The organism is Arthrobacter sp. IK3 (assembly GCF_051337705.1).
In the GTDB taxonomy this organism is placed as follows: Bacteria; Actinomycetota; Actinomycetes; order Actinomycetales; family Micrococcaceae; genus Arthrobacter_B; species Arthrobacter_B koreensis.
In genome coordinates, this window is the sequence record NZ_JBPPSW010000005.1 from 109730 (window position 1) to 135069 (window position 25340).

The 25340-nt window shown below is 64.9% G+C and carries 19 protein-coding genes and 1 pseudogene; 9 read left to right on the top strand and 11 right to left on the bottom strand.

Translation table 11 applies throughout. The annotated features are described in order from the left end of the window. Window positions 1–46: 46 nt before the first annotated feature. The 6 genes from ACSLGO_RS08380 to ACSLGO_RS08405 form a co-directional block, all read right to left on the bottom strand. Window positions 47–715, bottom strand: coding sequence for a lysophospholipid acyltransferase family protein (locus tag ACSLGO_RS08380; RefSeq protein ID WP_091605928.1), 669 nt, complete (start codon window positions 713–715; stop codon window positions 47–49). Continuing rightward, window positions 702–1397 (bottom strand): HAD hydrolase-like protein, encoded by a 696-nt coding sequence (locus ACSLGO_RS08385; protein WP_436400906.1) that lies wholly within the window; start codon window positions 1395–1397, stop codon window positions 702–704. The genes ACSLGO_RS08380 and ACSLGO_RS08385 overlap by 14 nt, the downstream gene beginning before the upstream one ends. Before the next feature lie 101 nt (window positions 1398–1498). Further along, window positions 1499–4393, bottom strand: coding sequence for an excinuclease ABC subunit UvrA (gene uvrA, locus ACSLGO_RS08390; RefSeq protein WP_226802443.1), 2895 nt, complete (start codon window positions 4391–4393; stop codon window positions 1499–1501). A 54-nt stretch (window positions 4394–4447) separates the two neighbouring features. Next, window positions 4448–4825 (bottom strand): GntR family transcriptional regulator, encoded by a 378-nt coding sequence (locus ACSLGO_RS08395; protein ID WP_226802442.1) that lies wholly within the window; start codon window positions 4823–4825, stop codon window positions 4448–4450. A 97-nt stretch (window positions 4826–4922) separates the two neighbouring features. Continuing rightward, window positions 4923–6839 (bottom strand): ABC transporter ATP-binding protein, encoded by a 1917-nt coding sequence (locus ACSLGO_RS08400; protein WP_436400956.1) that lies wholly within the window; start codon window positions 6837–6839, stop codon window positions 4923–4925. Between the two features lie 2 nt (window positions 6840–6841). After that, on the bottom strand, window positions 6842–8575 hold the full coding sequence (locus ACSLGO_RS08405; RefSeq protein WP_436400907.1) for an ABC transporter ATP-binding protein: 1734 nt from the start codon (window positions 8573–8575) through the stop codon (window positions 6842–6844). 134 nt (window positions 8576–8709) lie between these two features. Between ACSLGO_RS08405 and ACSLGO_RS08410 the strand changes: the two genes are divergently transcribed. Further along, window positions 8710–9351 (top strand): MBL fold metallo-hydrolase, encoded by a 642-nt coding sequence (locus ACSLGO_RS08410; protein ID WP_436400908.1) that lies wholly within the window; start codon window positions 8710–8712, stop codon window positions 9349–9351. Window positions 9352–9361: 10 nt separating this feature from the next. Here the strand turns inward: ACSLGO_RS08410 and ACSLGO_RS08415 are convergent, their stop codons facing one another. After that, a complete protein-coding gene (locus ACSLGO_RS08415) occupies window positions 9362–10144 on the bottom strand; it encodes a trans-aconitate 2-methyltransferase (RefSeq protein WP_436400909.1) in 783 nt (260 codons plus the stop codon). 84 nt (window positions 10145–10228) lie between these two features. Here ACSLGO_RS08415 and ACSLGO_RS08420 point away from each other — a divergent pair, with 84 nt between their 5' ends. The 5 genes from ACSLGO_RS08420 (at window position 10229) to ACSLGO_RS08440 (ending at window position 17104) form a co-directional block, all read left to right on the top strand. Further along, window positions 10229–12769 (top strand): DEAD/DEAH box helicase, encoded by a 2541-nt coding sequence (locus ACSLGO_RS08420; RefSeq protein ID WP_436400910.1) that lies wholly within the window; start codon window positions 10229–10231, stop codon window positions 12767–12769. A gap of 10 nt (window positions 12770–12779) precedes the next feature. Next, window positions 12780–13262, top strand: coding sequence for a GNAT family N-acetyltransferase (locus ACSLGO_RS08425; protein WP_091605042.1), 483 nt, complete (start codon window positions 12780–12782; stop codon window positions 13260–13262). Then, a complete protein-coding gene (locus ACSLGO_RS08430) occupies window positions 13259–14554 on the top strand; it encodes an alpha/beta fold hydrolase (RefSeq protein ID WP_436400911.1) in 1296 nt (431 codons plus the stop codon). Before ACSLGO_RS08425 ends, ACSLGO_RS08430 begins: the two co-directional genes overlap by 4 nt. 63 nt (window positions 14555–14617) lie before the next feature. Then, on the top strand, window positions 14618–15811 hold the full coding sequence (locus ACSLGO_RS08435; protein ID WP_436400912.1) for a polysaccharide pyruvyl transferase family protein: 1194 nt from the start codon (window positions 14618–14620) through the stop codon (window positions 15809–15811). 111 nt (window positions 15812–15922) lie between these two features. Continuing rightward, the gene (locus ACSLGO_RS08440; protein ID WP_277664491.1) at window positions 15923–17104 is read left to right on the top strand and encodes a hypothetical protein; all 1182 of its coding nucleotides are present in this window, start codon (window positions 15923–15925) and stop codon (window positions 17102–17104) included. 40 nt (window positions 17105–17144) lie between these two features. Here ACSLGO_RS08440 and ACSLGO_RS08445 read toward each other — a convergent pair whose 3' ends face one another. From ACSLGO_RS08445 to coaE, 4 genes and pseudogenes are all read right to left on the bottom strand, one after another. Then, window positions 17145–17522: a PLDc N-terminal domain-containing protein gene (locus tag ACSLGO_RS08445; protein WP_091605048.1), complete on the bottom strand. Its 378-nt coding sequence runs from the start codon at window positions 17520–17522 to the stop codon at window positions 17145–17147. Between the two features lie 395 nt (window positions 17523–17917). After that, window positions 17918–18946, bottom strand: a pseudogene (locus ACSLGO_RS08450) (TerC family protein); the annotation flags it as partial. A gap of 94 nt (window positions 18947–19040) precedes the next feature. Continuing rightward, window positions 19041–21122: an excinuclease ABC subunit UvrB gene (uvrB, locus tag ACSLGO_RS08455; protein WP_091605054.1), complete on the bottom strand. Its 2082-nt coding sequence runs from the start codon at window positions 21120–21122 to the stop codon at window positions 19041–19043. Between the two features lie 66 nt (window positions 21123–21188). Beyond that, window positions 21189–21812: a dephospho-CoA kinase gene (coaE, locus tag ACSLGO_RS08460; protein WP_436400913.1), complete on the bottom strand. Its 624-nt coding sequence runs from the start codon at window positions 21810–21812 to the stop codon at window positions 21189–21191. Window positions 21813–21880: 68 nt separating this feature from the next. Between coaE and ACSLGO_RS08465 the strand changes: the two genes are divergently transcribed. The 3 genes from ACSLGO_RS08465 to ACSLGO_RS08475 all read left to right on the top strand — a co-directional run bounded on the left by ACSLGO_RS08465 (window position 21881) and on the right by ACSLGO_RS08475 (window position 25285). Further along, window positions 21881–22555 carry an IMPACT family protein gene (locus tag ACSLGO_RS08465; protein WP_263128941.1) on the top strand — a complete coding sequence of 225 codons (675 nt, stop codon included), beginning with the start codon at window positions 21881–21883 and terminating at the stop codon, window positions 22553–22555. Further along, the gene (locus ACSLGO_RS08470; RefSeq protein WP_436400914.1) at window positions 22552–23712 is read left to right on the top strand and encodes a class I SAM-dependent methyltransferase; all 1161 of its coding nucleotides are present in this window, start codon (window positions 22552–22554) and stop codon (window positions 23710–23712) included. Before ACSLGO_RS08465 ends, ACSLGO_RS08470 begins: the two co-directional genes overlap by 4 nt. A 253-nt stretch (window positions 23713–23965) precedes the next feature. Further along, complete coding sequence (locus tag ACSLGO_RS08475) at window positions 23966–25285, top strand: ABC transporter substrate-binding protein (RefSeq protein WP_436400915.1); 1320 nt, start codon at window positions 23966–23968, stop codon at window positions 25283–25285. Window positions 25286–25340: the final 55 nt, after the last annotated feature.

Here is a 25340-nt window from a genome sequence, read left to right on the forward strand (position 1 = left end):
GCGGCCGGAGCCGGGTTCGCCGCCCGCGCAAAGCGCCGGAAGGGGCCTATGCGCCGTCGGGCTTGTTCTGGTTGTAGCTGCCGGCCCGTTCCTGCCCGGACAGTTCGGCGATTGCGTCCATGACCGCATCGGTTACCCGGCGCCGTTCCGGAAGCGCATGCTGGGGTCCTGTCTTGGAGAAGTAGAGCGGGCGGCCCACGGTCATGGTGAACGAGTGCGGCTTGACCCATTTCTTGCCGGCAGGCTGCAGCCTCTCCGTGCCCACCAGGCCCACCGGAACCACCGGCGCACCCGAGGTGAGGGCAAGCCAGCCGACGCCGGTGCGGCCCCGGTAGAGCAGCCCGTCACGGGACCGCGTGCCCTCGGGGTAGATGCCGATTCCGCCGCCCGTTTCCAGGACGTCGAGCAGGGACTTGAGGGCAGCCACGCTGGCCGCCTGCTGGCCGCGCTCCACCGGAATGGACCCCACGCTCTCGAAGAAGTTGCGCATTGCGGCGCCCTTGAGGCCGGGTGTGGTGAAGTACTCGGCCTTGGCGAAGAACCCGACCCTGCGGGGCATGAGCGCTTGGATGAGCACGCTGTCCAGGAAGGACAGGTGGTTGGCGGCCACGATGAAGGGCCCGCTGGTGGGGACGTTCTCCAGTCCGGTGATGGTGGGCCGGCAGAGGGAAATGAGACCGCGCGTGCTCGAGCGGGTGAGGTTATAGAGTCCCATGTGCACCTGCCGTCCGGACACATGAATGCACGGCCGGGACTAGGTCTTCCGGGAACTGCACGACGGCGGCGGCACCGGCTGCCTCAAGCTCGCCGTCCTGCGCGAATCCCCAACCCACTCCAATACAGGGGATGCCGTTGGCGGAAGCACCATGGACGTCGTGGGACCGGTCGCCGATCATCACGGCATTGGAATACTCGCCGGCATGCTGGGCCAGGGCTGCCCCCACAATGGAGACCTTGCCGTCGGCAGCGGCCAGCCGTTCGTCTGCCGGTGAACCATGGATCGAATCGAACAGGAGATCAAGCCCCTGGACTGCCAGCAGGTCACGGGCAAGGGGTTCAGGCTTCTGAGTTGCGACGGCCACGAGTGCGCCTTCAGCCCGCAGGGTACGCACGGCGTCCGCTACACGGGGGTACGGCCTGCTCGAGGCCATTCCGGTTTCCCGGTAGCCCCTGCGGTACTCGGCGATCACGTGCTCCAGGCGGTCCGCGGGCACCGCAGCGATTCCGGTGAGGGAATCCTTCAGCGCTGGCCCCACCATGCGGTCCAGCTCAGCGGCTGGCGGGACGGGGAGTCCCGATGCGGCGAGAGCTGCCGCAATGCCTCCGGTAATGCTGCCGGCCGGGTCCACCAGCGTTCCATCCAGGTCGAAGAGGACCAGGAGCCTTGAATTCGTCACCGGGCAAGTTTCGCACAGAGAACCGCGGGAGGGTAAACCAGCCGCCGGAGGTATAACCGGACCGGAATATGTCAGCTGTATTTGCTTTCCGGGCAGGGCCCCTAGCCGAGGATTTCCGCCAGGAACCTGCCGGTATGGCTGTCCGGGGACTTCGCGACCTTTTCGGGCGTGCCCGAGGCGACGACCATGCCGCCGCCGGTGCCGCCGTCGGGACCCAGGTCGATGAGCCAGTCGGCACTCTTGATGACGTCCAGGTTGTGTTCGATGGTGATCACGGTGTTGCCCTTGTCCACCAGGCCCTGGAGCACGAGGAGCAGCTTGCGCACGTCTTCGAAGTGCAGGCCGGTGGTGGGTTCGTCCAGCACGTAGACACTGCGGCCGTTGGAGCGCTTCTGAAGCTCGGCCGCGAGCTTGACCCGCTGGGCCTCGCCGCCGGAGAGCGTGGTGGCCGGCTGGCCCAGGCGGACGTAGCCGAGTCCGACGTCGACCAGCGTGTTGAGGTGCCGGGCGATCGGGGCGAAGGCAGCGAAGAACTCAGCCGCTTCGGCAATCGGCATGTCCAGGATTTCGGCGATGTTCTTGCCCTTGTAGTGGACTTCCAGGGTTTCCCGGTTGAAACGGGCACCATGGCAGACCTCGCACGGAACGTAGACGTCCGGCAGGAAGTTCATCTCGATCTTCAGGGTGCCGTCGCCGTGGCAGGCTTCGCAGCGCCCTCCCTTGACGTTGAAGGAGAACCTGCCCGGCAGGTAGCCGCGGACCTTTGCTTCCGTGGTTTCGGCGAAGAGCTTGCGGATGTGGTCGAACACGCCTGTGTACGTTGCCGCATTGGAGCGCGGTGTGCGTCCGATGGGGCTCTGGTCCACGTGGATGACCTTGTCCAGGTGTTCCAGTCCGTCAACCCGGGTGTGGCGCCCCGCAACGTGCTTTGCGCCGTTGAGCTTGCTGGCCAGGACCCGGTAGAGGATGTCATTGATCAGCGTGGATTTGCCGGAACCGGAGACGCCCGTGACTGCGGTGAAGACACCCAGCGGCACACTGACGTCGATGTTGCGCAGGTTGTTCTCCCGCGCACCGACGATCTTGAGCTGGCGTGACTTGTCCACCTTGCGCCGCTTCGCGGGAATCTCGATCTTCCGCCGGCCGGCGAGGTAGTCGCCGGTGACGGAGCGGGTGTTGGTGAGCAGTTCGGACAACGGTCCGGAGTGGACGATTTCGCCGCCCTTCTCCCCTGCCCCGGGTCCAACGTCGACGATCCAGTCGGCTTCGTGGATCGTGTCTTCGTCATGCTCTACGACAATCAGGGTATTGCCGAGGTTCCGCAGCCGGGCCAGGGTTTCGATCAGCCGGCGGTTGTCCCGCTGGTGCAGTCCGATCGACGGCTCATCCAGGACATACAGCACACCAACCAGGCCGGAGCCGATCTGGGTTGCCAGGCGGATCCGCTGGGCTTCGCCGCCGGACAGGGTTGCAGCCGGACGGTCCAGGGACAGGTACTCCAGGCCGACGTCGAGCAGGAAGGTCAGGCGGGCCTTGATCTCCTTGAGGACCTGCTCACCGATCTTCGCCTCGCGGTCCGTCAGTTCGAGGTTCTCGAAGAAGGCAGCGGCGTCGCGCAGGGGCATGGCGCTGGCTTCGGCGATGTTGCGCTTGTTGATCAGCACTGACAGGGAGGCCGGGTTCAGGCGTGCGCCGCCGCACTCGGGGCATGCGATTTCCCGCATGTACTCCTCGTACCGGTCGCGGGAGCTCTCGGACTCGGTTTCCTGGTGCTTGCGCTTGATGTAGCCGATCACGCCTTCGAAGCCCGTGGTGTACTTGCGTTCCCGGCCGAAGCGGTTGCGGTACTGGACCACCACCTTGTGGTCCTTGCCGTGCAGCACGGCCTCCCGGGCCTTGGCGGGCAGCTTCTTCCACGCCACATCCATGGAGAAGCCCATGTCCTTGGCCAGGCCGGTCAGCAGGCGGTTCCAGTACTCGGTGGTGGCAGTGCCCATCGACCAGGGCGCGATTGCGCCGGCGGCTAGGCTGAGGTTCGGATTGGGAACCACCAGCTCCTCGTCCACCTCCAGCCGTGAGCCGATTCCGGTGCACACCGGGCAGGCGCCGAACGGGTTGTTGAAGGAGAAGGACCGCGGTTCAATCTCGTCAATGGCCAGCGGGTGCTCGTTAGGGCAGGCAAGATGCTCGGAGAAGCTCCGGGTCCGCTCCGGGCTGTCCTCCGGGAGGTCCACGAAGTCCGCCAGGACACGGCCGTCTGCCAGCCCCAGGGCGGTTTCAACGGAATCCGTAAGCCGCTGGCGGATGCCTTCCTTGGCAACCAGGCGGTCGATGACCACTTCGATGGTGTGCTTGTACTGCTTGCCCAGCTTGGGCGGATCAGACAGCTGGATGGTCTTGCCGTCTACCTTGGCACGCGAGTAGCCCTTGGCAGCGAGGTCCTTGAAGAGGTCCACGAACTCGCCCTTGCGTCCGCGCACCACCGGGGCCAGGATCTGGTATCGCGTGCCCTCTTCAAGCTCGAGCAGCTGGTCGGTGATCTGCTGCGGGGTCTGTCGGGTGACGGGTTCACCGCAGACCGGGCAGAACGGAGTGCCTACGCGTGCCCAGAGCAGGCGCATGTAGTCGTGGATCTCGGTAATGGTGCCCACGGTCGAGCGGGGGTTCCGGCTCGTTGACTTCTGGTCGATGGAAACTGCCGGTGAGAGCCCCTCGATAAAATCGACGTCGGGCTTGTCCACCTGGCCCAGGAACATCCGGGCATAGGAGGAAAGGGACTCGACGTAGCGCCGCTGGCCCTCGGCGAAGATCGTGTCGAACGCCAGAGAAGACTTTCCCGATCCGGAGAGGCCCGTGAAGACGATCATGGCGTCGCGCGGGAGATCAAGGTCCACGTTCTGCAGGTTGTGTTCCCTTGCACCCTTCACCACCAGGCGCGAAAGATCGCCGGATGGGTGCGGATTGTGGCCAGAAGTCAGTGAAGTCGCGGTAGACACGCTTTCCACTCTAGATCAAACGGGATTCGAAGACGTATTCGAGGGCGGGCGTGTTCACCGCTGGCGTAGGGCCGCCTGGACGATGGACAGCGCTTCCTTGTGGTCCACCCCGTTGGCGCTCACCGTCTCGGCGAAAACCCGTGCGGCTTCGGCGACGCGGCGGCGTCCGTTGTCCCCTGCGGCTGCCACGACGGTGCCGGCCCGGGACCGCGTGGTTACCACCTCGGCCTGCTCGAGTTCGCGGTAGGCGCGGGCCACCGTATTGACCGCCAGTCCCAGCTGCGCAGCGAGGGTACGCACCGGCGGAAGCCGGGTGCCCACGGGCAGGCTGCCGTCATTGGCGGCGTCGAGGATCTGCAGGCGGAGCTGTTCGTACGGGGGCACCGAGCTTGCCGCATCGATCCGCACCCAGTTGAGCACGCCGTCGTCCATGCCACCGCTCTCTTTTCACCTGCCGCCGGTCCGCGGATGCGGGCCGGTACCGGATCCATCTTGCCACGGACCCGCCCCGGGCCGGCGGAGGACGGACCTACTCCGGTGAGTCAGCGGTGGAAGCCGGTTCACTGAACTGGGACTGGTAGAGCTGAGCGTAGAAGCCGCCGGCGTCCAGGAGGGCCTCATGGGTTCCCTGTTCGACGATTTCCCCGTTGCGTACCGCGAGGATGACGTCCGCGTCGCGGATGGTGGAAAGCCGGTGGGCAATGACGAAGCTCGTGCGGGCCTCGCGCAGCGCTCCCATGGCCAGGCGGATGGCCACCTCGGTCCGCGTGTCCACCGAGCTGGTCGCTTCGTCCAGCACGAGGATGGACGGGTTGGCCAGCCAGGCCCGGGCGATGGTGATGAGCTGGCGCTGCCCCTGGCTCAGCGACCCGCCGTCTGATCCGAGGACAGTGTCATAGCCTTCCGGCAGCGAACGGACGAAATGGTCAACGTGGGTGGCTTTCGCGGCGGCAATGATTTGCTCTTCGGTGGCGTCCGGTGCCCCGTAGGCCAGATTCTCCCGGATGGTTCCCTCGAAGAGCCAGGCGTCCTGGAGGACCATGCCGATGCGGCGGCGCACGTCGTCGCGGGTCATTGCCATGGTGTTCACGCCGTCCAGCAGGATTTCGCCGGAGTCCACGTCGTAGAAGCGCATCAACAGGTTCACCAGCGTGGTTTTCCCGGCTCCGGTTGGTCCGACGATGGCAACCGTCTGGCCCGGTTTAGCGTCAAAGGAGAGGTCCTGGATCAGCGGAACCTGTGGTGAATAAGAGAAGCTGACGTGCCTGAAGGCGACGTCGCCGCGGATCTTTCCGAGCCGCACCGGATCCCTGGGATCGGGTGCGATCTCCTCCGCATCCAGCAGGGCAAAGACCCGCTCAGCGGATGCCAGGCCGGACTGGAGCATGTTAATGAGCCCGCCCAGCTGGCCCAGCGGCTGGCTGAACTGACGGCTGTACTGCACGAACGCCTGCACGCCCCCGATGGACAGCGCGCCGCCGGCCACCTGGATGCCGCCAACGACGGCGACGGCGACGTAGTTCAGGTTGGATATGAACGTCATGGTCGGCATGATGACGCCGGAGACGAACTGGGCGCGGAACGAAGACTCGTAGAGCCGTTCGTTCCCCGGATGGAAACCTTCCACGACGCGCTCCTGCTGGCCGAATGCCTTCACCACGTCCTGGCCGGTGAACATCTCCTCGATGTAGCCGTTGACTTCGCCGGTGGTTTTCCACTGGGCCTTGAACTGCACCTGCGAGCGCTTGGCGATCAGGACGGTCACCACGGCGGAGACGGGAACCGTGAGCACGGCGATCATGGCCAGCAGCGGGGAGATCCACAGCATCATGCCCAGCACCCCCAGGATGGTCAGCACTGAGGTGATGACCTGGGTGATGCTCTGCGAGAGGGTCTGGGCCAGGTTGTCAATGTCATTGGTGACCCGGCTCAGCACGTCTCCCCGGGACTGCTGCTGGAAATGGGACATGGGGAGCCGGAACAGCTTGGCGTCCACGTCCCTGCGCAGCCGGTACATGGCGTTCTGCACTATGCGCGCCGTGACCCGAGCCTGGGCCCAGCCGAAGAAGAAGGACGCAAGGTAGATGCCTAGCACGGCCATCAGCAGCATGCCCAGCGTGGTGAAGTTGATGCCCTGCCCCGGAACCGCGTCCATGGCGGCGAGCATGTCCGCCAGCTGGGTCTGCCCGGATTCCCGCAGCGCCTGGACCTGGTCTGCCTTGGAAACCCCCGGTGCCAGGGACGCGCCGATGACTCCGTCGAAGATCACGTTCGTCGCATCGCCGAGGACCTTCGGTGCGGTGACGGCGAGCGCCACGGAGACGACGCCGAAGACCAGCACGGCGGCTACACGCCACGTGTCCGGTGAGAGCAGCCTGAGCAACCGGGCGCTGGAGGCCCTGAAGCTTGGCGGCTTGGCTGTGGGACCGCCGCCGCGGCCATGCATGCTCACAGCGCTTCCTCCGGTGCGTACTGCGAGGAGACGATCTCCCGGTAGGCGGTGCTGGACTCGAGCAGTTCAGCGTGCGTGCCCATTCCGGCGATCCGCCCTTCCTCCAGGACGATGATCCGTCCCGCGTCGGTAATGGTGTTCACCCGCTGGGCCACCACGATCACCGTCGCGTGGGCTGTGCGCTGTTTCAGGGCTGCGCGCAGGCGTGCGTCGGTGGTGAAGTCGAGTGCGGAGAAGCTGTCGTCGAACAGGTAGATGTCCGGCTGGACTACCAGTGCCCGGGCGATGGCAAGCCGCTGGCGCTGTCCGCCGGAGAAGTTGCCCCCGCCCTGCTCCACTGTGTGGTCCAGCCCGCCCTCGGCCGCCCGGACGAAGTCAGCGGCCTGCGCGATTTCGAGAGCCTCCCAAAGCTCCTCGTCCGTGGCGCCGGGTTTGCCGAAGCGCAGGTTGGACGCGATGGTGCCGGAGAACAGGTGTGCGCGCTGGGGTACCAGTCCAATACCGGAGCGGAGGGAATGCAGGGTCACGCCTGCTGTGTCCTGCCCGTCGACGCTGATGTTGCCGACGGTCGGATCCAGCAGCCGGGGAACCAGGTTCAGGAGCGTGGACTTCCCGGCTCCGGTCGAACCGATGATCGCGGTGGTCTGTCCGGGCTCCGCCACGAAGCTGATGTCCTGCAGGACGGGATCCTCGGCCCCGGGATAGGTGAACCCCACCCCCGCAAAGACCAGGCGTCCGCCGTCGTACACCAGCTCCCGCGCATCCGGGGCGTCCCGGACGCTTGTCCGGGTATCCAGCACTTCGTAGATCCGCTCCGCACAGACGGCGGCCCGCGGCAGCATCATGATCATGAACATGGACATCATCACGGCCATCAGGATCTGCATGATGTAGGCGATGAACGCCGTCAGCGCACCGATCTGCATCTGTCCCGCGTCGATGCGGAAGGCACCAAGCCAGACCACTGCCACGGTGGCCAGGTTCGCCACCAGCATGGTGGCGGGGAACAGCAGTGCCAGATACTGGCTCACCCGCAGCTGCGTCCCGGTGAGGTCGCTGTTGGCGCCGTCGAACCGTTCCTTCTCCGTGCTTTCGCGCACGAAGGCGCGGATCACGGCGATCCCCATGATCTGCTCGCGCAGCACCCCGTTCACCCGGTCGATCTGCTTTTGCGCCCGGCGGAACAGCGGAACGAGCCGGCGCAGCACCAGTCCAATGATGATGACCAGGACGGGCAGGATCAGCAGGAGGACGCCGGAGAGCGGACCATCCTGGTTCAGGGCCAGCAGGACTCCGCCAATTCCCATGATGGGCGCAGACACCATCATGGTCATGGTCAGCAGCAGGGACATCTGCACCTGCTGGACGTCATTGGTTGTCCGGGTGATCAGTGACGGAGCGCCGAAGAGGCCAACCTCCCGGCCGGAGAATGTCTCCACATTGGTGAACAGCGAGCGCCGGACGTTCCGGCCCACCCGCATGGCGGTGCGCGCCGCGAAGAAGGTAGCGGCAATTGAACACACCACCTGGGCGGCCGTGACGGCCAGCATCCAGCCGCCGATGTTCAGAATGACGGAGGTGTCCCCCTTCACCACTCCCTGGTCGATGATGTCCGCATTGAGGGTGGGCAGGAACAGAGTTGCGGCGGTCTGCAGGAACTGCAGGATGACGACGGCGGCAACCGCACCTTTGTACGGAGCCAGGTTTTCGCGAACGAGCCGAAGAAGCACGTATCCTCCCGGAACTGCCGGGGCGTTCCGGCACCATCTGAACGTACGCCCGGTATGCCCAGCGGGCAAGGGAGCAACGGACACGCAGCCCGGGTGCCCCGCTGCGGAGCGCGGGCACCCTTTAGACTGGCGCCATGCTGGATACCAGGAACGTTTCGATTCGCCGTGCCTCCGTAGGCTCCATGGACAACAACGTCTACGTGCTCACCGCCAAGAAATCGGGAGTGCAGGTCCTCATTGATGCCGCAGATGATTTCCCCCGCATTCAGGAACTGCTCGACGCCGGTGCCGCGGACAGCAACTCCGGCAAGGCCGCGGTCCGGATGATCATTACCACCCACAGCCACTGGGACCATGTACGGGCCCTGGCCGAAGCCAAAGCTGCAACGGGCGCACGCACGGCCGCGGGCGGCCCGGATACCGCGGACATCGAAGTTCCTACCGACGTGCCGCTCTCCCATGGGGATGTGCTGGACTTTGACGGGTTTGACCTGGAGGTCATTGCGCTGCGCGGACACACCCCTGGTTCCGTTGCCCTGGTCTACCGGGATCCGGAAGGACCGGCGCATCTGTTCACCGGTGACTCGCTCTTCCCGGGCGGCGTAGGCAACACCCAGAAGGACCCAGAGCGCTTCAATTCGCTCTACCGGGACGTAGTCGAACGTATATTCGAACAGTTCCCGGACGAAACGCTCGTCCACCCCGGCCACGGCGCCGGCACCACGCTGGGAGCCGAACGTCCGCACCTCGGGGATTGGAAGGAACGCGGCTGGTAGTGCCGGTGCCCTAAGGTTTGTGCGCCACCATGAAGATCCTGCGGAACGGCATCACGGTTCCCCAGGACTTTGGTGGATACGCCTGCCGCAGCAGCGCTGCGTATTCGGCTTCGAACGCCCGGTACTCGTCCGGTTCCAGGGCCTGCATCACTGGCCGAAGGGCTGTACCCCGTACCCAGTCGAGGACGGGATCCGGGCCGTGGAGCACCTGTGAGTAGCTGGTCTCCCACACATCGGCGGCCATGCCGGCATCCACGAACAGTTCAAGGTACTCTCCCGGCTCGGCTACCGAATCAGTTCCGCGGAGCACGCCTGCGAGCGCCTGCGCATAACGCGGGCTGGCTGCCAGCTCCCGCATGAGTGCATGCGACGGGGCTCCGAAATTGCCCGGGACCTGGACTGCGATCCACGATCCGGGTTCCAGTGCCTTCGCCCAGCGGTCCAGCAGGTCCATGTGCCCCGGGACCCATTGCAGGGCCGCATTGGACAGCAGGACTCCCGGCCCCGGGAGCGGGTTCCAGTCCTGGATCCGGCCCTGGTCGAAGCCGAGGTTCCGCCCGGAGCGGGCGTGGGCTTCCCTGATCATGTCCTCGGAAGAATCGATGCCCATGATGGGGCTTGTGGTCCAGCGGTCCGCCAGGACCGCAGTGAGTGCACCGGTTCCGCAGCCAAGGTCCGCAACCCAGGCGGGGTCACTCTCCGGCTGCCCGGCTCCGATCCTGGTGGCCAGGTCGAAGAACGGCCGGTCACGGTAGTCCGCAAACTGAAGGTAGCACTCAGGGTCCCATTTCATGCCCGCGAGCCTAGCAGCGCCGTCGTACCCTGCTTTGGAGGCAGCGCCGGTGATTTTTGCCGCCGGGCTAGGCTGGTAGGTGAGATGAAACTACTTGACTCGCTTCCCGCGGCAGCCAGCGGAACCACGACCATTGATCCGGACGAGGTCTACACGTCCTTCCTCGAGTGGGTGGAAGGCCGCGGCATGTCCCTCTACCCTGCCCAGGACGAGGCAGTGATGGAGCTGGTAACCGGGAACAACGTCATCCTGGCCACACCCACCGGCTCAGGCAAGTCCATGGTGGCCATCGCCGCGCATTACTACGCCATGGCGCTGGACGAGCGCAGCTACTACACGGCCCCCATCAAGGCCCTCGTCTCGGAGAAGTTCTTCGCCCTCTGCGACATTTTCGGTGCGGAGAACGTCGGCATGGTCACCGGTGATTCCTCGGTCAACAAGGACGCCCCGATCATTTGCTGCACGGCGGAGATCCTCGCAAACATTGCCCTGCGTGAAGGCGCCGACGCTGACATCGGAACCGTCATTATGGACGAGTTCCACTTCTACTCCGATCCGCAGCGCGGCTGGGCGTGGCAGGTTCCCCTGATGGAACTGCCGCAGTCCCAGTTCCTGCTGATGTCCGCCACCCTGGGCGACATGACCCGGATCAGCACGGACCTCTCCGAGTCCACCAACCGGGACACAGTGACGGTGTCCTCGGTGCAGCGGCCCATTCCCCTGCACTACTACTACGTTGAGACGCCGGTGCAGGAGTCCCTCGAGGAACTCCTGGCCACCAAGCAGGTTCCGGTCTACGTGGTGCACTTTTCCCAGATTGAGGCCATTGACCGCGCACAGGCGCTGATGAGCATCAACGTCTGTACCCGCGAGGAGAAGGACCGCATCTCGGAGCTGATTGCCGGCTTCCGGTTTGCCCCCGGGTTCGGCAAGACCCTGAACCGGCTCGTGCGCCATGGAATCGGCGTGCACCACGCCGGCATGCTGCCCAAGTACCGCCGTCTGGTGGAACAGCTGGCCCAGGCCGGGCTGCTGAAGGTCATCTGCGGTACGGACACCCTGGGCGTAGGCATCAACGTTCCCATCCGCACCGTGCTGATCACTGCGCTGAGCAAGTATGACGGCACCCGCACCCGGCCCTTGAAGGTCCGTGAATTCCATCAGATCGCCGGACGTGCCGGACGTGCCGGCTACGACACGGCGGGCACCGTCGTCGTGCAGGCGCCTGACCACGTGATCGAGAACGCCAAGGCCATGGCCAAGGCACAGGCCAAGTTCGGCGATGACCAGAAGAAGCTGCGTCAGGTCGTGAAGAAGAAGCCCCAGGCCGGTTTCGTGTCCTGGGGCAGGCCGACCTTTGAAAAGCTCGTGGAGGGCACCCCGGAGCCCCTGACCTCCAGCTTCAACATCACCCACTCCATGCTGCTGAACCTGCTGGAGCGCCCCGGTGATCCTTTTGCCGCAGCGAAAAAGCTGCTCACCAGCAACCACGAGAGCCGGTCCTCCCAGCTGGCCCTCATGAAGAAGGCGCTGAGCATTTACCGCGAGCTGAAAACCGCGGGCATCGTGGAAGTGCTCCCTGAACCCGACGCCGACGGCCGCAGAGTCCGCCTGAAGGTTCACCTGCAGCCCAACTTCGCCCTGAACCAGCCGCTATCTCCGTTCGCCATGGCGTCCCTGGAGATCCTGGACCCGGAGAGCCCGTCCTATGCACTGGACGTGGTTTCGGTGATCGAGGCGATCATGGAAAAGCCGCGCCAGGTGCTCTCTGCCCAGGAGAAAAAGGCCCGCGGCGAGGCTGTTGCCGCCATGAAGTCCCAGGGCATCGAATACGACGAGCGGATGGCGCTGCTCGAAGAGGTCACCTACCCGCAGCCGCTGGCCGAGCTGCTGGAACAGTCCTTCGAGGTCTACCGTTCCGGCGCGCCGTGGCTGGGCGAATTCGAACTCAGCCCGAAGTCGATTGTCAGGGACATGTACGAACGTGCCATGAGCTTCGGTGAGTATGTGGCCTTCTATTCGCTGGCCCGCTCCGAGGGCGTGCTGCTTCGCTACCTCTCCGATACCTTCAAGGCCCTGCTGCACACGGTTCCCCCGGAGCGTCTGCGCGAGGACCTGGAGGACATTATCGAGTGGCTCGGCGAGCTGGTACGCCAGACGGACTCATCGCTGCTCGATGAGTGGGAAGAGCTGACATCCGGGGTCAATCCGGACGCCACCGACGAGCCGCTGCTGCCTCCGGTGCCGGACCGTCTCACAGCCAACGTCCGGGCCTTCCGGGTGATGGTGCGCAACGAGATGTTCCAGCGGGTGAAACTCTTCGCGGATGAGGACGACCGCGCCTTGGGCGAGCTCGACGGCGACGCCGGCTGGGATGCGGACCGCTGGGCCGTCGTGCTGGACGCCTACTTCGAGGAACATGATGACATCGACGACGGTCCTGACGGGCGGGGTCCGGACCTGCTGATCATCAAGGAGCAGCCGGGCAAGTGGGAGGTGCGGCAGATCTTCAAGGATCCCGCCGGCCACCGTGACTGGGGCATCAGCGCCGAAGTTGACCTGGCCGCTTCGGACGAAGCCGGCTCCCCCGTCATACGCGTCATCCATGCCGGGCGCCTGGACTAGGCTGGATGCCATGCAGATTCGAGCCGCACGCAAAGACGATGTACCGGTAATCCTTGAGCTCATCCATGAGCTCGCCGTTTATGAAAAGGAACCGGACGCGGTCCGGAATACCCCCGAGGCGCTGGAACGTCACCTCTTCGGTGACCACCCCGCAGTCTTCGCGCACGTCCTGGAGGATGAGGGAAAGGTGCAGGGCTTCGCTCTCTGGTTCCTGAACTATTCCACCTGGGAAGGTGTTCACGGCATTTGGCTTGAGGACCTCTACGTCCGGCCGGAAACCCGCGGACGCGGCTACGGAAAGGCGCTCCTGCGCAGCCTGGCGCAGACCGCCGTCGAACGCGGGTACGCCCGCGTGGAATGGACCGTCCTGAACTGGAACGAACCCTCCATCCTTTTCTACAAGTCACTCGGGGCCCAGCCCATGGATGAGTGGACCACCTACCGCCTGACCGGCGGCGCCCTCGAGGAGTTCGGCACCCCCGGAGCAGCATGAGCGTCCCGCACACAGCTTCGGAGCCGAGGGCCGTCCGCGGCATGCGCGTAGTGGAGCACCGCTTCACTGTCCCGTTGGACCACTCCCGGCCGGGCGGGGAGCAGATCAGCGTCTTTGCGCGCGAATACTCCGACCCTGCGGTTTCCGGAGACGTGCCGTGGCTGCTCTATCTCCAGGGCGGCCCAGGCGGGAAAGGCAATCGGCTGCTGCAGTTCGGCGGCTGGACCAAGGCGGCCTCACGGCACTTCCGGATCCTGATGCTGGATCAGCGGGGTACCGGACTCTCCACACCGGCGAACAGGCAGAGCCTGGCCCTGCGGGGAGATGCAGCCGCGCAGGCTGAGTACCTCACCCACTTCCGGGCAGATTCGATCGTCGCCGACGCGGAGCTGGTCCGGGCGGCCCTTGGCTCCGGACCGTGGAGTATTTATGGCCAGTCCTACGGCGGGTTCTGCGCACTGACGTACCTGTCCTTCGCGCCGGACGGAGTCAAGGAGGCGCTGATTACCGGCGGCCTGGCGCCCCTGACCGGCCCCGCGGACCGGGTCTACCGGGCGACGTTCGCCCGGGTAGCAGCCCGGAACGCCGAATACTTCGCCAAGTATCCGCAGGACCGCGAAACCGCAACCCGGATTTTCCGGCATCTGGAGGCCGTTCCCGAATCCCTGCCGGACGGTTCACGGCTCACCCCCGGGCGCTTCCAAATGGCCGGGTCCTTCCTGGGCGGCAACACCCGGATGGACGGGCTCCATTACCTGCTCGAGGAAGCCTTTCTCCCGACGCCGGAGGGCCCGCGGCTTTCCGACACCTTCCTGGCCGGCATGTGGCAGCTCGCCGAGCGGTCCACCAACCCGTTGTACGCCCTGATGCACGAATCGATCTATGGGCAGGAGCAGGCCACGAACTGGGCCGCGTGGCGGGTGCTGCAGTTCCGGCCCGACTTCATGCCGGACGCCCCGGAGCCGCTGTTCACCGGTGAAATGGTCTATCCCTGGTATTTCGAGGAAGATCCTGCGCTGCGCCCGCTGCGGCAGACGGCCGATCTGCTGGCCGCGAAGCCCGACTGGCCGGCCCTCTATGACTGCAGGCAGCTTGCTGCCAACACGGTGCCTGTGGCGGCTGCCGTCTACACCGACGACATCTACGTGGACCGGGACCTGTCCCTGGAAACCGCCGAAGCCGTCCGCGGCTTGAAAGTCTGGGAAACCGCTGAGTTCCACCACGACGGCATTGCGGACGACGGCGAAGGCATCTTCAACCGGCTGCTCGGCATGGTGCGCGGGGGCGGATAAGACACGGAGCCCAAGGCCCCTAGGTATGGCACGGCATGTCCGGCTACCGGATAACCTTTAACCATGGCGCGCCCGGTTATCTATCTGATTGGTACCTCAGGACACCCGAATTTCGGTGATGAGTTCATTACGGCTGCGTGGATTAAGTACATCGCCGAAACGGCGCCGGAGGCCGAAGTTTGGCTTGATAGTCCACAGCCGGGAGCTTCCTCCACATTGTTCGCCGGAATGCATCCGCACCTGTTTGTGACGGACACTTTGTGGCGGGCAGTCTCGGAATCCAGTCACCTGCCGGTCGAAGAGGTTGGTTCAAGGGTGAGGAACCTCGTCACCAACCTGGGTTCCCCAGCCTTTGATCTGGGCCTGCTCAAGCTGCGTGAGGCGCGTTCCCTGCACCTGGTGGGTGGAGGCTACCTCAACGGCGTCTGGCCCCACCACTTCGCCTTGACGGACGCAATGCGAGCCGTGAAAGAGCTGACCGGAGCCAAGCTGTTCGCCACCGGCCACGGACTGATGCCGGTGCCCGGAGGACTGACGGAACCAGCGGAGTTTTTCCGGGATTTCGACTACGTCTCAGTCCGAGACCAGGATAGTGCCCAGCAGTACGGCGTACCGCTGGGCGTAGACGACGCTTTCCTCGGTGCCGCGTCCGAAATCGGCCGGGATACACCAGAGGCGGATGGGATGTTCGTCTGCATTCAGAGTGACATGACGGACACCGAAACCTTTGAAAAGACTATTGCCGGCGTCCGTCCCATCATTGAGCGCGCAATTAGTGAAGGTAAGCCGGTGAGTTATGTCGAGGCGATTCCGGGAGTCGACCACGCGGCTTTTGCCCGCCTGTCCGACCTCATTCCCGGTGAAAAATTTATCCCTTTCGCGCACATCTGGCAACACGGGCTCCCGCTCTCAGCACACCAGGAATGGGTCACCACCCGGTTCCACTTCCACCTTCTGGCTTCCGCGGCTGGTGCCAAAGGGATAGCCCTTGGCATCAGGCCTGGTTATTACGACATCAAGCACCGATCGCTGGTGGAACTCGGCAGTGGGTGGCACTACGCAGCAGCTGACAGAGATGCTGGGGCCGGCGTCGCCGCACCCTCCGGCGGCACCCTTTCCGACCAATTGCCACGCCTGACCGCACGCAAACGGGCCGAAGCGGACAAGCTATACTCTGTCCAGAGCGCTCCCCAGTCCCAGGACCGCACCGGCCGTGCAACCCTCCTGAGCCGAATCGGCGCCGCGCGGCGCCGTTAAGCGGAGCCGCATGACCCTACGGAGGGTAGGGAATTTTGCGCAGGACCTGACGGCCGGACCCAAACCGGCCTAACCTGACTGGAGCAGCACACGGTTGAGGAAGGTCCTCCCATGACTCCCAGCACGCGTTACAGCCCTCCCCCGGAGCCAACCGTCAAGCCCGGCTCGGGGCAGCGTTGGAGGGGACCGGTTTCGACGGTACTCGGCATCCTCGCCGGGCTGGCCCTCGTGGCTGCGGTGATCGCCGGATACGCCGGCAGCCTGGTCAGCAGCACCGACCGCTATGTCGCCACGGTTGGACCCGTCATCCAGGACCCCGCCGTGCAGGCGGACCTGTCCGGACAGATATCGGACCAAATCACCTCGCGGATGGACATCAGCTCCACTATTCAGGACGAGGTGGCCCAGCGAAGCGATACGCGGGCAGCGCAGGGACTGGCATCGGTCCTGGGCCCCCGGATCGCCGAGAGAACCAACAACCTGGTTGAACAGACCGTCTCGAAGGCCGTGGCGAGCCAGGCTTTCGCGGTGATGTGGACTGATGCCAACCGGGCGGCCCACCAGGTCCTCGTCCGTGCACTGGAAGACGATCCGGGCGGCGTTGCATCCATCGCGGGGAACGGCGACGTGAGTATCTCCACGACGGCGATGATCAGCGAGGCCAAGTCCCGCCTGCTGGCGCAGGGAGTAGCCGCGGCATCGGCGATTCCCGACGACGCCGGGCAGGACTACACAGTGTTCAGTGCCCCTGGCCTCGCGTCTGCGCTTTCAGCCCTCGACACCCTGGGGCGTGTTTCCGCGGTTCTTCCGTGGGCTGCCCTCCTGCTGGCGGCCGGGGCGGTGCTGGCTGCTCCACGGGGTCGCCGGCTTCGGAGCGGGATCGTCCTCTCCCTGGCGGGAGGCGGAGCGGCGCTGGCCGCTGCCCTCGCCCTGCGGGTGGTCGAACAGGGAATCGTCAACGCCGCCGGCGGAAGTGCCGTTTCCCCGGAAGCCGCCGCCGCGGTCAGCGGAGCCTTCCTGGACCCGCTCTCAGGAGCTCTGCGCTCGGTGCTTGTCCTGGCCCTGCTGGCAGTGGGAGTGCTCTACGCGGCCGGGCACCCCTCACGCTGGTCCGGATGGGCTCTGCGCCATCTTCGGATCTGCCAGGGGACGGCAGCAGCGCTCACCGTGCTCGTGCTGTTCCTGCCGGGACTCGCCCCCGGGATTGTCCTGGGAGTGGCAGCCGTAATGGTGGCGGTCATTGTTGTCCTGGAAGTCATGGCCCGCACACAGCGCACGCCGGCTCTCGCTTAGAGAACCGGCGTGCGCTGGTCCCGAATGGTGACGGAACCCTTTAGGCCAGGGCTTTCTCCTTGAGCCGGCCGAACTCGTCGTTTGAAATCAGGCCTTCATCCAACAGGGATTTGGCGGCGGATATCTGCTCTGCTGCGCTCTGGCTGCCTGCAGTGCGCCGAATATACTCGGCTGCCTGCGCTTCGGACTCGCTGGCACGCCGTGCGCTCCGGGCGGCCATGCCGCTGCCGCGGGCAATGACATACACCAGGGCGGTGAGGTACGGAACAAAGAGCAGGAAGAAGATCCAGACTGCCTTCGCCCAGCCGTTCAGGCTGTCATCGCGGAACAAGTCCACGAAGATCTGGAAAAGCAGGATCAGGTACGCGAAAACGAAGAACACCACAACGATTGACCACAGTACTTCGAAGAAGTTCATGGCTGTTCCTTTGGAGCCGCAACGGATACGAAATAGCCCTGTGCGGGCCGTGAATTCCCTGACGGGGACGTAAGGCTGTATCGGAAGGCTAGCACCGGCTTCGCCGGATGGATCCGGAGCGCACAAACTGGATGGCGGCAGAACGGCGGCGGCGGTCCCCCGCCGCCCTGGCAGGGAACCGCCGCCGTCATCCCGGCCCGGGCGGCCGGCGTGCACTGTGCCGGCTACTCGCCGGCGCCGGGCTTGCGCGGGTCTGAGGCCAGGAACCTGGCACGCGCTTCGTTTGAGATCTCGGGCAGTTCGACGTCGGACCGGCTTTCGGCAGCCTTTTCGGCTGCCCGGTAGGTCTTGGTGACGTCGTCGTACGCCTGGGCGCGCTCGGCGTGCGGGGCATCCTCTCCCAGGCTGCGGTACACCCTGAGTGCGGCTTCCAGGGAAGCGACTGCCTGCACGGCTTTTGCCTTGGGGCTCAGCAGGCTGGCAACCGTGGCAATCACGATGGTGCCAAGGATGACGGCGAGCGAGACGAAGGTGGGGATCTCCGGTGCCCAGGCAACGGACTCTCCGCCGTTGATAAAGGGCAGTTCGTTCACATGCAGGGCGTGCAGGATCAGCTTCACACCGATGAAGGCAAGGATGACGGACAGCCCGTGCTTGAGGTAGATGAGCCGGTCCATCAGGCCGCCGAGCAGGAAGTAGAGCTGGCGCAGCCCCATCAGGGCGAAGATGTTGGCCGTGAAGACGATAAACGCGCTCTGCGTCAGGCCAAAGATCGCGGGTATCGAGTCGACCGCGAACATCAGGTCCGTCACGCCGATGGTGATGAACACGATGATCATCGGGGTGAAGACTTTCTTGCCGTCCACCACGGTTCGGATCTTGCCGCCGTCGAAGTTCTCGGTCATCGGCAGGAATCCGGTGAGCTTGCGGACCAGCTTGTTGTCGCTGCCGCCCTCTTCGTCTTCACCGTTGTCCGTCGCCTGCTTCCACGCCGTCCACAGCAGGAAGGCACCGAAGAGGAAGAAGACCCAGGAGAAGTTCTCGATCACGGCGGCGCCGACAATAATGAAGATGCCGCGGAGGATGAGCGCAATGATGATGCCGAACATCAGCACTTCCTGCTGGTACTTCCTGGGTACCGAGAAGCGGGCCATGATGATGATGAACACGAACAGGTTGTCGATGCTGAGGCTGTACTCGGTCACCCAGCCCGCCACGAACTGGCTGCCGTATTCCGGGCCGGTAAAGATGAACATCATGACGGCGAACAGCAGCGCCAGACCAACGTAGAACCCGACCCACAGGCCGGCCTCCTTCATGGACGGTTCATGCGGCCGCTTGACGACCAAAAGCAGGTCGAAGAGCAGTACCAGCCCTAGGACAATGAACGTACCAACCTCGAACGCGAGGGGTAATGCGGGCATGGGAGCAGACCTTTCAGAGCACGGAAAAGGCGGGGTTCCCGTAGCTGCTACGGAAATGCCCCACCGCCGTCGAAAAGTTTACACCCAGCTGCTCCTAAGCGTGCCCGGCGTTCTGCATCTGCCGCAGTTCCTTCTTCAGGTCCCCCACCTCATCGCGCAGGCGGGCGGCCAGTTCAAACTGGAGTTCCGCGGCAGCCGCATGCATCTGCTCCGTCATCTGCTCGATCAGGGACGTAAGGTCCTCTGCGGGTGCCGCGGCAAGTCCGTCCTTGCGGACGGTCTTCGCGCCCTTGCCCTTGGTCTTCTTCTTCGCGGCTTCTTCCAGCAGTGCCTTGGTGTCCGCGTCTTCCCGGGCGAGGGAATCGGTGATGTCTGCGATCCGCTTGCGCAGCGGCTGTGGATCCACGCCGCGTTCCTTGTTGTACGCGACCTGGATGGCCCGGCGCCGGTTGGTCTCGTCAATGGCATGAGCCATGGAGTCCGTAATCCGGTCCGCGTACATGTGCACCTGGCCGGAGACGTTTCGCGCGGCACGGCCGATGGTCTGAATCAGGGAGGTTGAGCTGCGCAGGAAGCCTTCCTTGTCGGCGTCGAGAATTGAGACGAGCGAGACTTCCGGAAGGTCCAGGCCTTCACGGAGCAGGTTGATGCCCACCAGGACATCGAAGGTGCCCATCCGCAGTTCACGGAGCAGTTCCACGCGCCGGAGGGTGTCGACGTCGGAGTGCAGGTACTCGACCTTCACCCCGTTTTCCAGCAGGTAGCCGGTGAGGTCTTCGGCCATGCGCTTGGTCAGTGTGGTGACCAGGACGCGTTCGTCCTTCTCGGTACGGGTCCGGATCTCTGCCAGCAGGTCGTCAATCTGGCCCTTGCTGGGCTTGACCACCACTTCCGGATCCACCAGGCCGGTGGGCCGGATGATCTGCTCCACCACGCCGTCGGCCTTGCCGAGTTCGTACTTGCCCGGTGTCGCGGAAAGGTAAACGGTCTGGCCGATCCGCTCCAGGAACTCATCCCACTTCAGCGGCCGGTTGTCCATTGCCGACGGCAGCCGGAAACCGTGCTCCACGAGGGTCCGCTTGCGGGACATGTCGCCCTCGTACATGGCGCCGATCTGCGGGATGGTCACGTGGGACTCGTCGACCACCAGGAGGAAGTCGTCCGGGAAGTAGTCCAGGAGGCAGTGCGGTGCGGTGCCGGGTCCGCGGCCGTCGATCCAGCGCGAGTAGTTCTCGATGCCGTTGCAGAAACCCATCTGCTGCATCATTTCCAGGTCATAGGTGGTGCGCATGCGCAGCCGCTGCGCTTCCAGCAGCTTGTTCTGCCCTTCGAGTTCCTCCAGGCGCCCGCGCAGTTCGTCCTCGATGCCCTTTATGGCTCGGTTCATCCGGTCCGGTCCGGCTACGTAGTGTGATGCCGGGAAGACGTACATTTCCTGCTCGTCGCGGATCAGGTCTCCGGTGAGGGGATGGAGTGTCTGGATGCTCTCCACCTCGTCGCCGAAGAACTCGATCCGGATGGCTTGTTCCTCGTACATCGGAATAATTTCCACGGTGTCCCCGCGCACCCGGAAGGTGCCGCGGTGGAAGTCCATGTCATTGCGGACGTACTGCATTGAAACGAACTTGCGCAGCAGGTCGTCACGGTTCATCTCCATGCCGCGGCGCAGCGTGACCATGCCCTGGATGTACTCTTCCGGGGTACCCAGGCCGTAGATGCAGGAGACCGTGGCGACGACTATGACGTCGCGGCGGGTTAGCAGGGCGTTAGTGGCCGAGTGGCGCAGCCGCTCCACTTCCTCGTTGATGGAGGAGTCCTTCTCGATGAAGGTATCCGTCTGCGGCACGTAGGCTTCGGGCTGGTAGTAGTCGTAGTAGGAGACGAAATACTCGACGGCGTTGTTGGGCAGCAGTTCGCGGAACTCGTTCGCCAACTGGGCCGCCAGCGTCTTGTTCTGCACCATTACCAGCGTGGGGCGCTGCACCTGCTCCACCAGCCAGGCCGTGGTGGCGCTCTTGCCGGTACCCGTGGCGCCCATCAGGACAACGTCCTTCTCGCCGGCGTTGATGCGCTCGGCAAGTTCCTTGATGGCGGTGGGCTGGTCGCCTGCCGGGGAGTATTCGCTGACTACTTCAAAAGGGGCAACAACACGATTGATGTCCTGCGCAAGACTCATGCTTCTACGCTACTCCGGGTCGCGGTCAGCTGTTGTCCGTATTGCTGACGGCATAACCCCCTGGCCCTAGCTGCCGCCGGTGCGGAGCCGTTCCCGGTTCAGCGGCACCAGCCGGGAACTCCAGAGGCCCCAGACCGCCTCTACAAGGTCCTCAGGGGTGGCGGTGTTCTCCAGCACAACGTCCGCGACTGCGGCGCGCTGCTCCGCGGTCGCCTGGGCGGCGATCCGGGCCCGTGCATCTTCGGGTGTCATCCCGCGGTCCCGGACCATGCGCGCGAGCCGCTCCTCCTCGGGTGCTTCCACCACCAGGACAAAGTCGAAGTTCCCAGCCTGTCCGGTCTCCACGAGCAGCGGTATGTCCTGCACCAGGATGCCGTCCTCCGGAACCTGTGCCGCCAGTTCCGCGGCCCGGGCGCGAACCAGCGGATGGACGATTGAATTGAGCGTCCCGCGCTTCTCCTCATTCCCGAACACGATCGCGGCCAGAGCGGCGCGGTCCAGCGTTCCGTCTGCGGCAAGCACCTGCGGACCGAAAGCATCGACGACGGCGGCCAGCCCGTCGGTGCCGGGTTCCACCACCTCCCGGGCCAGGGCATCGGCGTCAACCAGCACAGCCCCGCAGTCTGCCAAGGTGCGGGCGACCAGTGATTTTCCGGCGGCGATTCCGCCGGTGAGACCTACCTTCAGCATGGCCACCAGCCTACCTTCCCCGAAGGCCCCGGGGCGGATGCGGCCACGGGGCCAACTAGACTGGCAGGGTGAGTGATATCCAGGCAGCTTCGGGACGCTACACGACCGTCGCCCGAGATCACCGCACTGAACTCGACATCAAGCGCTCGCGGTTCATCACCGTCCTCCGGCGTACCGAAACCGAGGACGAAGCGCGCGGCCTCATCGCGGAGCTGCGCCGGGAGTTCCATGACGCCCGGCACCACTGCAGTGCGTTCGTCCTGGGTCCCGGCCGCGAGGTCCAGCGCTCCAGCGACGACGGGGAGCCCTCCGGCACTGCCGGAATTCCCATGCTTGAGGCGCTGACGAAAAGGGAGACTTTCGACGGCGCCTCGGACCTCAGCGACATCACGGCCGTCACCGTCCGCTATTTCGGCGGGATCCTGCTCGGGGCAGGCGGCCTGGTCAGGGCGTACTCGGAGTCCGTGTCCTCGGCACTGTCCTCCGCTTCCCTTCTCCGCCGCCGCCGCATGCAGTTGTGCGCCGTTCCGGCAAGCCATGCCGCTGCCGGGCGGCTGGAGAATGACCTGCGCAGCGCCGGCTACACCGTGCGCGGCACCGAGTACGGAGACGGAGGGGCCGTGATTACGGTTGCCCTCCCAGACATCCCGGGTGCTGCCGGTGATTTCCAGGATCACCTTGCCGCCCTCACAGCCGGAGATACCTCCGCCGAACTTATCGCCACCGAATGGATTGACCTGTGACAGCTTTCGACGCTTCGTTTGACTTCGACCTGCTGGGGCGGGCTCCGGACGTGGAGGCGGAGAACCTGCAGGCGTTCGACACCGCGGACAAACTGCTGCTGGATACCGCAGCGGGCGACCTCGAAGCCGCGGCTGCAAGCGGCAGCGGTGCGCCTGTGGTTATCGGGGATTCTTATGGTGCACTCACGCTCGGCGCGGCAGCGCGCTATTCGCTCTCCGGGATCCGGGTGCATCAGGATCCCTTCTCCGGCGAGCTCGCACTGGACCGGAACGCGGCCCGGCTGGGCCTAGCCGGACGCTACACGCACTCCGGACTCACCCCTGAGCTGGTGGGCGGTGCCCGAATTGTCCTGCTGCGCCTGCCCCGGTCACTGGATGCGCTGGAAGAGATTGCACAACTCCTCGCCATCCATGCAGCACCGGACGTCCGCATTTACGCCGGCGGACGCATCAAGCACATGACCACCGCCATGAACGACGTGCTGCGGCGGTACTTTGGATCGGTCACCGCAGGACTGGCACGGCAGAAATCCCGGGTACTGACCGTTAGCGGCCCGCTCCCTGCGGACGCGTTGCCGGCGTCCCGATTTCCGCTGGCGGCAGCGTACGACGTCGGACTGCCGGTTCCGCTGCAGCTGCGGGCCCGCGGTGCGGCCTTTGGGGGCGCATCGCTGGACCCCGGCACCCGCTTCCTGCTGCCGTTCCTGGTCCAGGCCCGCGGCGCAGCGGAAGCCGTGGACCTTGGCTGCGGCAACGGTGCCATAGCAGCGTACCTGGCACTGCTCCGCCCCGACACCGGGATCCTGGCCTCGGACCAGTCCGAGGCAGCCGTCGCCTCTACCCGGCTGACGCTGGCCGCCAACGGCGTGGCGGGCCGCGCCGTCGTCCAGCGGGCGGATGCCCTGTCCTGGCTTCCGGACCGATCCCAGGACCTGGTGGTGCTCAATCCGCCTTTCCATATTGGAGCCAGCGTGCATACCGGCATCGCCCACAAGCTCTTTGCCGACGCGGCCCGCGTGCTGCGTTCCGGCGGCGAACTATGGACTGTCTGGAACTCGCATCTGGCCTACCGGCCTGCCCTTAACCGCCTGGCGGGACCCACACGCCAGGCGGGCCGCGATCCCCGTTTTACGGTCACGGTCAGCACGCGGCGCTAGGAAAACGCAGCCCGCCGACAGCGGACACGGGAAATCGGAGAGAGCGCTCTCTTGACAGTGAACCGCGTCACATCTAGGCTCTCAGCAAGATCAGAGAGCGCTCTCTGGAACGGTTAGGAACATCGGAACCGTGCCGGGCCTCTTGTGGTTCACCGAGCATCAGCTCTGAATTAGTCCCGACTGGACGAGCCTGGCACCTTCGGCACGGTCCTCCCCCGGGATAAACCGGCAAGACACACACAAAGGAGTGACCGTGAAAAAGTTCCGATATTCAGCGTCTGTGGTGGCAGGAGCAGCGGCCGTGGCCCTGCTGGCCGCCGGCTGCAGCAGCGGCAGCAACAGCGGCGAGGCGGCTTCGGAAGACAACCCGGTTGAACTGACCGTCACTACCTTCGGCACCTTTGGGTATGACGATCTTTACGCGGAATACGAGGACGCCAACCCGGGCATCACCATCAAGGCAACCAACATCGATACCGGCGGCAATGCCCGGACGGATCTTTTCACCAAGCTCGCCGCCGGATCCGGCGTGAGCGACGTGGTTGCCATCGAAGAGGGCTGGCTCGGCGCCATCATGGAGGTCTCCGACAAGTTCGTTGACCTGAACGAATACGGTGCCGAGGACATCAAGGACAACTGGGTGGAGTGGAAGTACAACCAGGGCACCGACCCCAGCGGGCGCGTCATTGGCTACGGCACGGACATCGGACCCCAGGGCATCTGCTACAACGGCAAGCTTTTCGAGGCAGCCGGCCTGCCCAGTGACCGCGAAGCCGTAGCTGAGCTCCTGGGCGGAGAAGACGCCAGCTGGGAGAAGTACTTCGAGGTAGGCAACCAGTACAAGGACGCAAGCGGCAAGCCCTGGTTCGACCAGGCCGGCTTCGTGTGGAACTCGATGGTCAACCAGATGGAAGAGGGCTACTACACCAAGGACGGAGAGTTGAACGTCGATGGAAACGAAGCCATGATTTCGCGGTTCGAGCAGCTCTCCACCGCCATCGGTGATGGCCTGTCCTCCAACCAGAAGGAATGGGACTGGGCGAACGGCAAGGCCTTCCTCGACGGTTCCTTCGCCACCATGGTGTGCCCCGGCTGGATGCTGGGCACTATCCAGGGCAAGGTTGAGTCGGCGGGCGGCGGCATGGACAGCGGCTGGGACTTCGCAGATGTCTTCCCCGGCGGAGCCTCGAACTGGGGCGGAGCGTTCCTCTCCGTACCGGAAAGCTCCGCGCACAAGGAAGAAGCGGCAAAGCTCGCAGCCTGGCTGACCCACCCGGACCAGCAGATCAAGCAGAGCGAAGCAGCAAACAACTTCCCGAGCACCATCGCCGCACAGGAAACCCTCGCAGAGGAAGCAGCACCTAACGAGTGGTTCAACGACGCACCCACCGGTGCAATCCTGGCCGAACGGGCCAAGGGCGTCGAAGCGCAGTTCAAGGGCCCGGATGACTCCGTGATCCAGGAGAACGTCTTCGGTCCGCCGATCGACCTGGTCGAGACCGGCCAGGCCGACGCCGACCAGGCCTGGGCCAAGGCGCTCGAGCTTCTCAACGACCTGGTTATCAACAACTAGCAGCGCCGCACGCGGGGCCTCCGGCCAGACCCGGAGGCCCCGCCCGGAGCATGAG